The sequence below is a fragment of the Pseudomonas sp. MWU12-2345 genome, from assembly GCF_023242385.1.
GTDB lineage: Bacteria > Pseudomonadota > Gammaproteobacteria > Pseudomonadales > Pseudomonadaceae > Aquipseudomonas > Aquipseudomonas gingeri_D.
This window is the reverse complement of the sequence record NZ_JALLJA010000002.1, coordinates 271,215-283,736: the sequence shown is the minus strand read 5'-3', so window position 1 is coordinate 283,736 and position 12,522 is coordinate 271,215. Positions and strand designations below refer to the sequence as shown.

At 61.6% G+C, this 12,522-nt stretch carries 12 protein-coding genes; 2 read left to right on the top strand and 10 right to left on the bottom strand.

Features of this window, described 5'->3' with window-relative positions; genetic code table 11:
* Positions 1-16 precede the first annotated feature (16 nt).
* The 6 genes from M5C71_RS07585 to M5C71_RS07560 all read right to left on the bottom strand — a co-directional run bounded on the left by M5C71_RS07585 (position 17) and on the right by M5C71_RS07560 (position 6,050).
* Positions 17-493, bottom strand: a complete 477-nt coding sequence (locus tag M5C71_RS07585) for a GNAT family N-acetyltransferase (RefSeq protein ID WP_248767564.1) — start codon at positions 491-493, stop codon at positions 17-19.
* A gap of 8 nt (positions 494-501) precedes the next feature.
* Entirely contained in the window at positions 502-1,740 is a 1,239-nt protein-coding gene (locus M5C71_RS07580) for a phospholipase D-like domain-containing protein (protein ID WP_248767563.1), read from the bottom strand.
* 174 nt (positions 1,741-1,914) lie between these two features.
* Complete coding sequence (locus tag M5C71_RS07575) at positions 1,915-2,562, bottom strand: MotA/TolQ/ExbB proton channel family protein (protein ID WP_103494585.1); 648 nt, start codon at positions 2,560-2,562, stop codon at positions 1,915-1,917.
* 40 nt (positions 2,563-2,602) lie between these two features.
* On the bottom strand, positions 2,603-4,882 hold the full coding sequence (locus tag M5C71_RS07570; RefSeq protein ID WP_103494584.1) for a TonB-dependent receptor: 2,280 nt from the start codon (positions 4,880-4,882) through the stop codon (positions 2,603-2,605).
* 26 nt (positions 4,883-4,908) lie between these two features.
* Positions 4,909-5,640, bottom strand: a complete 732-nt coding sequence (locus M5C71_RS07565) for a TonB family protein (protein WP_248767562.1) — start codon at positions 5,638-5,640, stop codon at positions 4,909-4,911.
* 2 nt (positions 5,641-5,642) lie between these two features.
* A complete protein-coding gene (locus M5C71_RS07560; RefSeq protein ID WP_100941360.1) occupies positions 5,643-6,050 on the bottom strand; it encodes a biopolymer transporter ExbD in 408 nt (135 codons plus the stop codon).
* Between the two features lie 189 nt (positions 6,051-6,239).
* Between M5C71_RS07560 and M5C71_RS07555 the strand changes: the two genes are divergently transcribed.
* Positions 6,240-6,794: a GNAT family protein gene (locus M5C71_RS07555; RefSeq protein WP_248767561.1), complete on the top strand. Its 555-nt coding sequence runs from the start codon at positions 6,240-6,242 to the stop codon at positions 6,792-6,794.
* A 19-nt stretch (positions 6,795-6,813) separates the two neighbouring features.
* Complete coding sequence (locus tag M5C71_RS07550) at positions 6,814-8,415, top strand: alkaline phosphatase D family protein (protein WP_248746343.1); 1,602 nt, start codon at positions 6,814-6,816, stop codon at positions 8,413-8,415.
* A gap of 149 nt (positions 8,416-8,564) precedes the next feature.
* Here the strand turns inward: M5C71_RS07550 and M5C71_RS07545 are convergent, their stop codons facing one another.
* From M5C71_RS07545 to M5C71_RS07530, 4 genes are read right to left on the bottom strand one after another with little or no spacing between them, the layout of a single operon-like run.
* Positions 8,565-9,653 (bottom strand): cell division protein FtsQ, encoded by a 1,089-nt coding sequence (locus tag M5C71_RS07545; protein WP_248767560.1) that lies wholly within the window; start codon positions 9,651-9,653, stop codon positions 8,565-8,567.
* 56 nt (positions 9,654-9,709) lie between these two features.
* The gene (locus M5C71_RS07540) at positions 9,710-11,125 is read right to left on the bottom strand and encodes an MBOAT family O-acyltransferase (protein ID WP_248767559.1); all 1,416 of its coding nucleotides are present in this window, start codon (positions 11,123-11,125) and stop codon (positions 9,710-9,712) included.
* A gap of 19 nt (positions 11,126-11,144) precedes the next feature.
* Entirely contained in the window at positions 11,145-11,822 is a 678-nt protein-coding gene (locus M5C71_RS07535; protein ID WP_103494577.1) for a cell division protein FtsQ, read from the bottom strand.
* Positions 11,819-12,505, bottom strand: coding sequence for an SGNH/GDSL hydrolase family protein (locus M5C71_RS07530; RefSeq protein WP_100941354.1), 687 nt, complete (start codon positions 12,503-12,505; stop codon positions 11,819-11,821). Before M5C71_RS07530 ends, M5C71_RS07535 begins: the two co-directional genes overlap by 4 nt.
* Positions 12,506-12,522 lie beyond the last annotated feature (17 nt).

Sequence of the window (12,522 nt, the reverse complement as noted above, 5' to 3'; positions counted from 1 at the left end):
TACCCTCTTCGCACGATCATAAAGATAAATCTCCTGGTGCTCGAAAGGCACGGCGATACTCTACGACCCCTCGCTTCGTACTCCCGACAAACCCTGCCCGTTCAAAGAAACGATGAGCGGCCTCGCGCTCGCCGGAACTGAGCAACATGATCTTCGAACAATCCGTTCGCAGACAGAAGGCCTCGATAGCGCGGAACAAGGCGTCGCCGATACCGCCCCCGCGAACAGCAACATCGACCAGCACATTCTCCACCACGGCAAACGGCTGGAAACCGAACATCGCATCACTGCACAACAACAGCAGCGCCGTGGCGCAAACGCGCCCTTCCAGCTCGCCGACAAACAATTCGCTATGCGGATCCTGGGCGATCTGTGCAAGGCGTTCAGGCAAGACCTGTATCGCGCCGTTGGTGACCAACTGGTGATACAGGCCCTCGATAGCCTGGGCATCATCAGGGCACGCGTCCCTGATAATCAGTGCTGGTTTCAACATCGTGCCGGTCAAGGCTTGCCCGGATGCGGCGCCGGATAATCCCGGGCAATATCCAGCGGCCAGGCATAGGGCCCGTCCCACAATTGCTCATGCAAGGCCTCGATCCGCTCGGCCATGGCGCTGTTGTGCATCACCACTTCCAGGTTGCGCGAGTTGTCGAGGTAGCCGCCGAGCCAGTTGCTGGTCCCGACCCAGGCCACCTGCCCGTCGATCTCCATGGTCTTGCTGTGGATAACTCGCGCATAGGGGATAAAGCCCTGCGGGTCCTGCGGCAAGGTGACGATCTTGACCTGCACATTGGGCAGGACCGCCAGGCTCTTGAGGTAGGCAATCTCCGGCTTGCCGGTGTTCCAGTCGGAGACCATCAACTTGATCGACACCCCGCGCGCCGCCGCCGCACGCACCGCGTTATCGATCACGGCGTAGTACGGGCGGGTTTTGTCCGGGCCGTAGGACAGCGGTGCATAGTCGAGCAATTGCACTCGCACTTCATGCTTGGCCTCGGCCAGCAAACGCGGTAATTCCAGCTGCGAATCGCCGACGCCCGGCGGGTTGTAGCGTTGCGGGCTGGCCACCAGATAGTTGCCGGTGCGCGCCGGTTCTTTCCCGGCCTTGGGCAATGGCACCGGCTTGTTCGCCGCCAACGCGGCCTGGGCCTTCCAGTCCTGGTCGAAAATCGCCTGGACCTGGCCGACCATCGTTGCCTCGCTGACAAGCAAGCCGGTTTCATGGATATGCTCAAGCGAGCGCCAGTCGAAATTCTGGCTGCCGATAAACGCCTGCCGACCGTCCACCACCAGGTACTTGGCGTGGATGATGCCGCCACTCAGACGTGCGTAGGGCAGGACGCGGAAGGTCAGGTTGGGGATCTTGCGCAGCCGTTCGAGGGTGGCCTCCTCGGAGAGCTTCACACCCTTCTCTTCCAGCAGGAAACGAATCTTGACACCACGCTTGCCGGCGGCCTCAAGACTTTCAATGACCTTGTCCATCACCGAACCGGGATGGTCCGCGGCATAGAACTGGCAGATATCAATGCGGCTTTTGGCGCCATCGAAGAGCTCGATCCAGACCGGACCGGGTTGACGCAAATCGGGGGTGCCAAGATCGGTGGCGAGCGGGACGGTATGCACCAGCTCGAAACCGGGAATGGAAAAGTCCGCCTGGGCCAGCGGACTGAGCAGCAGGCCGACAAGGCTCGCCATGCCGACGCGCAACAGTGTCGGTTGAAACTTAAGGAAGGGGGACATAAGGGTCTCGCCTGGGAAAATAAAACAGCCTGGTCCTGGAGCGAAACTTGATCAACGGGCTTGCCCCAAGACCAGTGTAGGAGCTGGCTTGCCGGCGATGAGGCCAGTAAGCCTTGCATCGCCTGATCGGTCGCTATCGCCAGCAAGCCGGCTCCTACAAGGGACAGTGGTGACTCAGGCCGTCTGCAACTGCGCCGGGCTCGCCGCCCGATGTGTTACTTCAGCCTGCACACGAGCACCGGTCGACGCGCGGATCAGCAACATCTTGAGCTGGTCGTTGATGCGCTCCAGGCTGTCCTGGAAGAAGTTGTGGAACACCACGCAGAACAACGCGATGGCAATCCCCAGGCCGGTGGCGAACAAGGCCGTCCCGATACCACCGGAGATCTGGCCCGGGTCGGAGACACCGGCACTGGCCAAGGCTTTGAAGGTGTCGATGATGCCGAGGATGGTCCCCAGCAAACCCAACAGTGGCGCGGCGGTGGTGATGGTCTCGATGATCCACAGGCTGCGGGCCAACGGCGCGCGACTGGCCAGGTACTGGGTGTCGATCACATCGTCCAGGTCCTTGCGCGGACCATGGGTGGCCTTCTGTGCCAGCACCGCCGAGGCCATGTCCAGCGGCAGGCTGTCACGCCGGGTCAACGCCTGCGGCAGGTCCTTCGCGCTGTGCACATGAGAGCCCAGTGCCTCCATCAGCGCCCGGGCCGAGCGCCGGACATAAGCGAAGTAGATGGCGCGCTCGATGGCGATAAAGATCGCAATCGCCAGGGCCGCATACATCACATAGAAGGTGATTTCGTGAAGCAGGTTCATGTCCATGATCGGGTGACCTCTGTCGGTAATACGCGTGGGACAAACATCAGAAATTCGCTTCCAGCGACATGGTCACCGTACGATCCAGGCCCACGATGTAGGCCGGGTCGCCATCGCGGAAACCGCTGTAGGTCGCCGAGTTGGTCTTGGTGGTGTACACGCCGTCCAGGTACTTCTTGTCGAACAGGTTGTCGACGTTCAGGCGCAGGGTCGCGCTCTTGACCACCTTCTTGTCCACCGGCAGGTAGATACCGGCGCCAAGGTTGAACACGGTGCGTCCGGAGATGGCTTCGTCGTTGGTCAGGTCGCCATACAGCTTGCTGGTGTACTTGCCACCGAAGGTGCCGTAGAACAGGCCGTCGTCATAACCGATATTGGCCGCCAGCATGTTCTTCGGCACGTTGGCGAACTGCTTGCCGGCAGTCGGCAGCAGGATGGCCTTGCCGGCGTTGTAGACGGTCAGGTTGTCCTTCTGCTCGGCGCGGGTGTAGGTGTACGAGGTATAGAAGTTGAAGTTGTGCGGCAGCAGCCCGCTCCACTCCAGCTCCAGACCCTTGTTGTCGACACTGCCGGCGTTGATGTCGGCGAAGTCGCCGTTGATGTCCTTGGACGACACCTGTCGGTTCTCGAACTGCATGTAGAACAGGGTGGCCGCGATGGTCATGTCCTGTTCGGTGTAGCGCCAGCCCAGCTCATGGTTCCAGCTGGTTTCCGGCTTGGAGTCGATGGAACCCGCCCCCTGGTCATACAACACGTAGTTCTGCGGCACACGCATGTTGCGTGACAGGCTATAGAACAACTGGTCATGCTCGTCGAGCTGGTATTTCAGGCCGGCGTTGGGCAGCAGCTTGTTGTAGGTCTGGTGACGTTTTTCCGCTTTCTCGGTGATGCTGCCGTGGTTGGTACCGTCACGCTCGACGTTCATATAGGCGAGGCCGGCCACCAGGGTCCAGTCCGGGGCGAAGTACCAGGTGTCCTGGGCCCAGACTTTCTGTGCCGGGGTCACGGTGAAGCGGTCACGACCCTGGACCTCTTTGCCATTGGCATCGACCACATAATCGGAATCCGGCCAGATGCTTTCCGGCTTGCCGCTCTGCTTGAGACGAATGAACGGCTGGGTCTGGCTCTGGCGCGCGCGCTCATACCAGTAGCCGAATTGCAGGGCGTGGTCGCCCAGATCCCAGTTCAGCTTGGTGGTGATACCCGGACGCCAGGTCTGGGTCCGTGAAGGCCGGTAGTAGACGCCGGTGTTCGGCTGGCCGTCGGCGTTGTACTGGGCGGCGCTCGGCAGGTTGCTCAGGTCGAAGACCCCGCCGACGTTGGAGCCGCTGTTCAGTGCATAGGCCGAGCTGCCGACGCCACTGCCGTTACCCCAGTAGTAATACGGGATCACCGACAGCGACAGGTTGTCGGCCAGTTTGAACTGGGTGTTGAGTACGCCGGTAAAGGTCTGGAACGGGTTGAGCGCCAGGCCCTCGTAGCTGCTGATCTTGCCGTTGCTGCCCAGGGCCGGAGTCGACGGATAGGGGTCGTAGGTACGCCCGTATTTCTGGAACTGGGCCTTGGTCAGCTGGCTGTAGCTGGCGTTTTCCTGCTCGTGATACTTGAGGATCAGGTTCGCGGTGTTGCCGCTGCCCATGTCGAAGAAGCTGTTCCACTCGACCTTGTCGGCACGCTCGGCGCCGTTGCCGCGCCATTTCTGGCCTTCGGTGTGGGAGAACGACAGCCAGTTGCTCAGGCCGTTGACCTCACCGGTATTGAGCCGGGCGAAGGTCTTGGTGGTGGCATGGCTGCCGACCACTTGCTTGACGAAGGCCCCGGTTTCCTTGGTCGGGCGAATGGTCACCACGCCGATGTTGCCGCCGCTGGAACCGATGTGCGGGCCGTCGGCCTCGGACGAACCCTGGGTGACGAAGATCTGGTCGATGTTCTCCGGATCGCCCAGCAGGTTGGCGTACAAGGCATAGTTGCCGGAGTCGTTGATCGGCATGCCGTCGATGGACATGCCCACCTGGTCGGAGTTGAGCCCGCGCATGGTGAAGCGGAAGCTGCCCAGGCCGGTGGCGTCTTCACTGGAGATGTTCAGGCCCGGGGTGTACTTGAGTTTGTCGATGGCGTTGCCGGTCGCGGTCTGTTTATCCAGCGCTTCCTTGGTCACCGTGGAGCGCCCCTTGACGCTCTCCTCCTGGACCATGTAACCGCCACCCACCGTCGCCTTTCCCTGGACACCGATGGTACCGACGTCACTGTCGTTACTGTCCGCCAACGCGACACCTTGGCTCATGCTCGCGGCAATCAATGCCAGGTGAATCTTTGAGAAGCTCATCACTGTATTCCTGATCGTCGGTGCTTTTATTGCACGCTGTAGTTGAAGGTGGCGGTGAAGCGCTGCTCGTTACGTCCGCCAAAGGCTTGTTCAGGGAAAGGCTTGACCTGCTTGATGCGATGCAGGCTGTTGGTTGCCGCACGGTTGAGCAGCATGCTCGGCGCCGGGGTCTGGATCCCGGAGTCGAGGACACGGCCCTGCCGGTCCACCAGCAACCAGACCACCACCTCGCCGCTGGGGCGTTCGAGGGAGGCCTGACGTCCGGTGGGGTACTGCTTGTAGGTATCCAACTCGTTGCGTAGGCCCTTGAGGTAGCCGCCCTCCAGCGCCTGGCCGTCGACTTTCGGCGGCGGCGGTGGCGCGGCCGGTGCCGGTGCACGGGCGACCACGGGCTCGGCAGCGGGCTTGGCCTCGACCGGCTTCTCCGCCGGTTTGGCCGTCACCGGCTGTGGCTTGGGCACAGGTTTCGGCTTGGGCTTGGGCTCAGGTTTTGGTTCGGGCTTTGGCATCGGCTTGGGCGGTGGCGGCGGTGGCGTGGGCTCGGCCTCCTCGTCCTCGATCACCGGCGGTGGAGGTTCTTGCTCAACCACCGGCTCGGGTTCGGGCTCAGGCTCGACCAACGCCAGCTCGACCGCCGACTCGTCGTACACCGGCTGGACCTTCAGCGGCTGGGACTGGATGCCCATGGCAATCAACACCAGCGCCACGATGGCCGGGACACTGCCCAGCCACTGACGGACTCGAAACAGGACGTACATGGTCAGGACTTACGCGTGGCGATGGAGACGGACGTGAAGCCACCCAGACGCAAGGTGTCCATGACTTCCACCAGGCGCGCGACTTCCACGCCCTTGTCGCTGTTGACGATGATCGTCGACTTGGTATCCGGCTTCTGCGCCGCCTTGAGTGCCGACACCAGCGCGTCCACGGCAATGTCCTTGCCGTCGAGTTGCAACTGGCCGGCGAGCCCCAGGGTGAGGATGAATTTGTTCTGTGGTTTGAGCTGCTGCGAACTGCTCGCGCTCGGCAATTGCGTCTTCATGCCCAGTGCCGGAATCACGTTCAGGCTCACCAGTACGAAGAACACCAACAGGAACATCATCACGTCGATCATGGGGATCAATTCGATGTGTGCCTTGCGCTTTTTGGGTTCGTCCCAGGTTCTCATTCCGATGCCCTCATTCGATTAGGGGCGCCAAGCTAGCAACGGAAAATGACCGAACGGTTAACATTAATTTACGATTTGAAGGCTCTAAACCGGGCCTTACAAGCTGTTACACAGTAAATTTATCCATGTAATGAACACGACACAATGTTGGTACAGTCTTGCAAAATTTGACTGGATGGACCTCCCACCATGAGTGTCGCCTTACCTCACCTGAACACCCGACGCCTGCTATTGATGCCCTTACAAGCGGAGCAGGCGCAAACGTTGGCGTGGCTGGCGGACGATCCGGAAATCGCCAGCAACACGGGAGCGCTTCCCTCGCCTTACACCGTCGAACATGCACGGGAATTCATTGACGATCAGGAAGAGCAATACCGCTCCGCTCGTCAGATGGGACTGGGTATTCATTTGAGTGAAAATCGTGAACTGATCGGCGTTATCAACCTGAGACTCTCACCGGCCCATCACAGCGCGCAGCTGGGATATTGGATCGGGGCGCAGCATCGCAACCGTGGTTATGCAGGAGAAGCCGTCGGCGCGATGCTCGAGCACGGCTTTATCGAGCGCAAGCTGCAGCGCATTGCTGGTCATTGTTTCAGGCGCAACAAAGCCTCCGCACGGGTCCTGGACAAAGCCGGACTGCGCTACGAAGGCTGTCTGAAAGGCTCCTTTCTCAAGAATGGGGTCTACGAAGACATGCTGCTGTACGGGCTGTTGCGTGACCATTGGCAACCTCTCACCTGATCATCCGCGAGCCGTGTCCATGAACGATAAGCTTGTACCGAGCGAAAGCGAAAAGGGGGTCGACCAGGACCGCCGCCGAATTATCACCGGACTGGCTGGGGCGGCGGTTTTGTCGATCCTCAGCCCCTTTGCCCGTAGCGCGGGAGTCGATTATCCCTTCACCCTTGGGGTGGCTTCGGGGGATCCACTGCCGGACGGTTTTGTTATCTGGACCCGGCTGGCGCCGCTGTTCAACGCCGCCGACGGCAGCGGTGGCCTGAGCAAACCGGTGCCGGTGCGCTGGCGGGTGGCGAGCGACGCGGCGATGACCCGCCTCGTCAAACAGGGCGAGGTGGTGGCCGACCGGCGTTTCGCCCACTCGGTGCACGTCGAGGTCGCCGGGCTGGAAGCCGGACGGCCCTACTGGTATCAGTTCGAAGGGCTCGGCGCGCAAAGCCCGGTGGGGCAGTCACGGACCACCCCGGCGCTGACGGCCATGACCCCGGCACGCCTGGGTTTCGTCTCCTGCTCGCATTGGGAGCGCGGCTATTTCAGCGCCTACCGGCACCTGGCGGCGGAACAACCGGACCTGGTGTTTTTCCTCGGCGACTATATCTACGACAGTTCCTACGCCGCCGATTCGGGCAAGATCATCCGCCCCCATGGCACCGGCAACGCCGTCGACCTGGCGGGCTATCGCAACCGCTACGCGCTCTACAAAACCGACCCCGATCTCCAGGCCCTGCATGCCTGTGCGCCCTGCGCCGCGACCTGGGACGATCACGAAGTGCAGAATGACTATGCGAACCAGTGGTCGCAGGATCCGGCTGTTTCCACCGGTGATTTCCTGCGTCAGCGAGCGGCGGCCTACCAGGCCTTCTACGAACATATGCCGCTACGCGCCAGCAGCTTGCCGAGGGGACCGGACATGCGCCTCTATCGACGACTCGACTACGGCCGGCTGGTGCAATTCCATATCCTCGACGGCCGTCAGTACCGCTCCGAACAGCCGTGTATCCCGCCCAATCGCAGCCACCAAGGGCATGTCGCGCCATCAGATTGCGCGGACCTCAGCGACCCGAAACGCACCATGCTCGGCTGGGAACAGGAAGCTTGGCTGGAGCAGGGTTTTGCCCGTTCGAAAGCCCGCTGGAACGTGATTGCCCAGGACCTGCTGGTGGCACCGCTGATGCAACGCGATCCGGCCAGCCAGGCATTGGGACATTGGACCGATGGCTGGGATGGTTATGGGGCGACGCGGAATCGGGTGTTGGCGTCCATAGAACGCAGCAAGGTGAGCAACCCGGTGTTCTGGGGCGGGGATATTCATTCGTTCTGGACCACGGACCTGCACGCGCGCCCAGGTGATCCGCAGTCGAAGGTCGTGGCGACCGAGTTCGTCGGCACCTCGGTGACCTCCGATGGGCCACCATTCGAGTTGTTCAACGGCGTGTTGCCGCTCAATCCTCACGTGCGGTTTTTCGACAGTCGCCAGCGTGGTTATGTTTCGGTCGAGGTGCAGGAGCAAAAGATGCTGACCCACTTCCGGGTGATCTCCGATCCCCGGGATGTGAACGCCAGCGTGTCGACGCTCAAGCAGTTTGTAGTGGAGAGCGGGCGGGCCGGGGCAATCGAAGTTTAACCGGGGGACCGCGTTATCGTTCATCGCGAGCAAGCTTGCTCCTACAGTTTTGTGTCGTACCGTGGTTTTGTGAACGACACAACTCTTGTAGGAGCAAGCTTGCTCGCGATGCAGGCGACAGGGTCTGACAGGCCACCTTCATATCCAGCTCAAGGCAACCGCACACTCCCGTCATAGGGCGTCTGCAGATCCCGCTCCGGGATCTCCCAGATCAGCAACTTCGGCGGCGTCTGCTTGAATGCCGGGCTGTCGAAGTAGGCTTTCGCCGCCCCGGAAAACTCGCCACCATCCTTGGCGAAATTGCCCACCGGCGCGCCCACCGCCGCCTCCAGGAAACCGACAAAATTCGAGTTGCGCGAGAACGATGTACCGATCAACGCCGTGTTCGGCAAATTGTCATCACCAAACAGATCGTCAAGGTTCTCGCCTGTCGCCGCATCAGCCTTCTCCTTGATCAGCGTCGCCGCCACGCTCTCGGCCTTCGGCTGCAACGCCAACGGCAACCAGTCGATCCCCGCCAGGCGCACCAGGTCACCCGGTCGCACGGCACTGGCTTGCGTACTCAGTTCATAGCTCTTGCGCGGCGTCGCGCTGAACTTCAAGGCACCGACCGCCTCGGCAATCCGCCCCGCCGCCGCCTTGGCCCCGGCCTCGCTCCAGTGGGTATCGGTACGCAGGAAAGCGCCCTCCCCCAGCGCCTGCAAACCTGACGTCAGATCCACCGCCGCCACGCCCGCGCCTTGCAGCCCGGTCAACCAGGCGGCAATCCGTGGCTGGAATGCAATCGGACGCCTGAGCGAGCACAACTGCGCCGCCGCGATCCGGCTCTTGTCCGGCACCACCGCCACCAGCAACTCGATGCCGCGTTTGCTCAACGCCTGGCGCAAATCAAGCACCGCCTGCGCCTTAGCCTGGGCATTGGTCGCCGCGTTGCGGTTCACGCGCAACTCGTCACTCAGGAACAACCAACCCGGACAGCCCTCGCGCACCCGTGGCCCGAGGTCGCCGTCGATCAACCAGCTGCCGCCGCGCTCAAGGTCAGCAGCCTGCTTGGGCAGTGGTGCATCCGACAGTGTCTTGGCGAAACGGTGGGTGATCTCGCCATGCAGGAGCATGTCCGGCGTCACCACCTTGGGCACGAACTCGATCGAACCCTTGATCATCAACCAGACGCAGGACAAGGCCCCCAGTGCCAGGAACAAGGTGAAGATCACGCCCGCCAGGGGACTGGCGCGCATCGCCAGCGCGCTAGGCGGCGTGGGTGCAACGGACGGGGATTGCGTTGGCTGGTTCATCAGAATTGAAAGTACAGAAAGGGCACGGCTTCACGGCTGGCGATCAGAGCGAACGACAGGGTGAACCCGAGCACGGGCCAAAGGGCCGCAGCCAACACGAACAACTCGTTGCCTGCGAAACGTCTTTCCACACAAGGCTGCAACAGCGGCGCGAGAATGCACACCAGGCCGAGCAACGCCGCCAAGCCATGCACCGGGCGCAAGGTCACGGCCAGGGCGTCGCCCAGGGCAAAACCGTGCTGGCCGAACTGGCCACCATACATGCTCAGGGCCGTGGCGAAGTCCGGCGAACGGAACAAGGTCCAGGCCAGGCACACGAATAACAGCGTAGCCACATGACAAGCCCAGAGCGGCAACCCCGGCAGGCTGGAGCGCGACCAGGCCCGGTCGACACACAAGGCCACGCCATGGGCCGAGCCCCAGAGCAGGTAGTTCCAGCTGTCGCCGCCATGCCAGAGCCCGGCGATGGCCATGGTCAGGAACAGGTTGCGATAGGTTTTCCACACGCCTTTGCGATTACCGCCCAGGGCGATATACAGGTAGTCCCGCAGCCAACTGGACAACGACAGGTGCCAGCGCCGCCAGAAGTCCTGGATGCTGTAGGCCAGGTACGGGCGGTTGAAGTTTTCCGGAAAGTGAAAGCCCAGCATCAGTCCCAGGCCGATGGCCATGGCGCTGTAGCCGGCGAAGTCGAAAAACAGTTGCAACGAGTACGCCAGGCAGCCGATCCAGGCGTCGACAAAGGACGGGGTGTCCAGATGGAAAGCCACGTCCACCAGCGGTGACAAGGTGTCGGCCACCAGCACTTTCATGCACAGGCCGATCATGAACCGGCGTGCGCCAAGGGAGAAATTGAACCAGTTGAAATAGCGCTGGTTCAGCTCCCGGCGAACCCAGTCATAACGAATGATGGGCCCGGCAATCGAATGACCGAACATGGAGATGTAGGTGGCGTAGTTGATAAAGCTGCGCTCCACCGGCACCACATGCCGGTGCACATCCACCAGGTAGGAAATCGCCTGGAGGACGATAAACGACAACCCCGCCGGCAAGGCCACACGCTGCCAGGCCATGGGCATGGCACCGTAATAGGTGATCAGCTGGTTCCAGGTCGCGGCGAGGATATTCGCGTACTTGTACCAGCAGAGCACCAGGGTGTTGATCACGATCAGCGCGATCAACAAACGTATCCGCCCCCGCGAATCCTCCCGCGAGCGGTCCACCAACAGGCCGCCGACCCAGGCCAGCAGGGTCAGCACCATGTGCAGGAACAGGAACAGCGGGCTCAGCCAGCCGTAGAACAACCAGCTGCCGATCAGCAGGATGACGTTACGCCAGCCCGGTCGGGCCAGCGCATAGACCAGCAGAAAGGCTGGCAGGAACAGCGTCAGGAATTCAAGCGAGGCGAAAACCATGGCAACGGGCGCTTCCGATTCAGTTGGACAAGCTATCCGTGGCGGTAATCAGGCGCGGCCCCGACGACGATGGCAGTAATAACAAACTGTAGCGCTTGTTCGCCTCCAATGCGCCGAGTTCGACCGCCGAACCCACCGGGCTTCCGGCACAGACCAACTGCACCGCCAGCGAAGCCCGCGGGTTCAGTTCCTGACGCCGAGGGTTACCCGGCGGCGCCTTCTGGAACAGGTCGACATCGCGTCCGGCCAGGTTGATCCGGGCGTCAGTGCAAGCCGGGTCGGCATCGAAAAATGCCAGCGAGGCCTTGAGCTGGTTGGGGATATCGAAGGCTTCGCTGATCACTACTTGTCGAATGCCTTGCTGTGCATCCGCCAGGGCGAACACCGTGGCGAAATCGCCGGCGTTGACCTTCACGTCCAGGGCCACGCTTTTGCCGTCACGGCTCAAGCTGCCCCTGATTGGTTGACCACCGGATACCGGAATAAAGCCGCTGACCACCTGGCCCTTCTCCAGCTTCAGGCTACTGCTCGCCCCTTCGGGGGTCAGTTCCAGGGGCGTGTCGACCGCGTTGACGAAACGCAGATAGGCCGAGTCCTGGGACGGGCCGGTGGGGTACAGGGCAATCGGCCCACTGAAGGCACTGGCACTCAGGGCCAGGCCGGCCAGGGCGCCAACGGCATTGAAAATCCGTTTCACTTTGCAGCTCCTTTCACTGCCGTGGCGGGCAGTTCGTTCAATGATTTGCCGATGGCCGCTGCCCATAACTTGTAGCCGGCGATGGTGAAGTGCTGGCCGTCGGAGGTGGTCCACTCGCCGGGCTTGGAAAACTTCGTCGAGTCGATATAGGTGCACGGCGCGACCATATTGGCCAGGGTGCCCGCCACCAGTTGGGTACGGACCTGGTTCTTGCCGTACTGGTTTTCGTTGGTGTTGCTGCCGTTGGCCTTGCCCCATGCAGGTCCGACCCAAACACACTTGGCACCGCTGTCGGCGATCTGCTTGGTCAGCGCGGTGACACTCTGGTAGGCCCAGACCTTGGGAAACGGCGTGGTCTTATAGGAGGCCATGGTGTCGCCCATGATCAGGACCACCAGGTCCGGTTTGTCCTTGGCGATCACGTCCTTGATCGGCTGCGTGTCGAGGGTGCCGCGACTCATCACCTTGATCTTTTCACCCGGTTCGCGAATCGCCCCGCAATCGAGTTTCAGCTTGGGCGTGACCCAGTCCGCCGGGTTGGCGCCGCAGGCACCGATGGCGTGAACCTGGGCGCCTTGCTGGGTCAGGTTGTCGTAGAGCGGGTTCATCAGCGAGTCGGGAAAGCTCATATGGCTTTCGCCAATCACGAGTAGGGTCAAACCAGCCAGTACGGAAGAAGCCATCAATCATTTCCTCGTTG

Coding starts and splice junctions, on each gene's coding strand:
- M5C71_RS07555 (WP_248767561.1), top strand. CDS start 6,240: ATGAGTGTCGCCTTACCTCACCTGAACACCCGACGCCTGCTATTGATG.
- M5C71_RS07530 (WP_100941354.1), bottom strand. CDS start 12,505: ATGGCTTCTTCCGTACTGGCTGGTTTGACCCTACTCGTGATTGGCGAA.
- M5C71_RS07580 (WP_248767563.1), bottom strand. CDS start 1,740: ATGTCCCCCTTCCTTAAGTTTCAACCGACACTGTTGCGCGTCGGCATG.
- M5C71_RS07560 (WP_100941360.1), bottom strand. CDS start 6,050: ATGAGAACCTGGGACGAACCCAAAAAGCGCAAGGCACACATCGAATTG.
- M5C71_RS07585 (WP_248767564.1), bottom strand. CDS start 493: ATGTTGAAACCAGCACTGATTATCAGGGACGCGTGCCCTGATGATGCC.
- M5C71_RS07550 (WP_248746343.1), top strand. CDS start 6,814: ATGAACGATAAGCTTGTACCGAGCGAAAGCGAAAAGGGGGTCGACCAG.
- M5C71_RS07575 (WP_103494585.1), bottom strand. CDS start 2,562: ATGGACATGAACCTGCTTCACGAAATCACCTTCTATGTGATGTATGCG.
- M5C71_RS07545 (WP_248767560.1), bottom strand. CDS start 9,653: ATGCGCGCCAGTCCCCTGGCGGGCGTGATCTTCACCTTGTTCCTGGCA.
- M5C71_RS07540 (WP_248767559.1), bottom strand. CDS start 11,125: ATGGTTTTCGCCTCGCTTGAATTCCTGACGCTGTTCCTGCCAGCCTTT.
- M5C71_RS07565 (WP_248767562.1), bottom strand. CDS start 5,640: ATGTACGTCCTGTTTCGAGTCCGTCAGTGGCTGGGCAGTGTCCCGGCC.
- M5C71_RS07570 (WP_103494584.1), bottom strand. CDS start 4,882: ATGAGCTTCTCAAAGATTCACCTGGCATTGATTGCCGCGAGCATGAGC.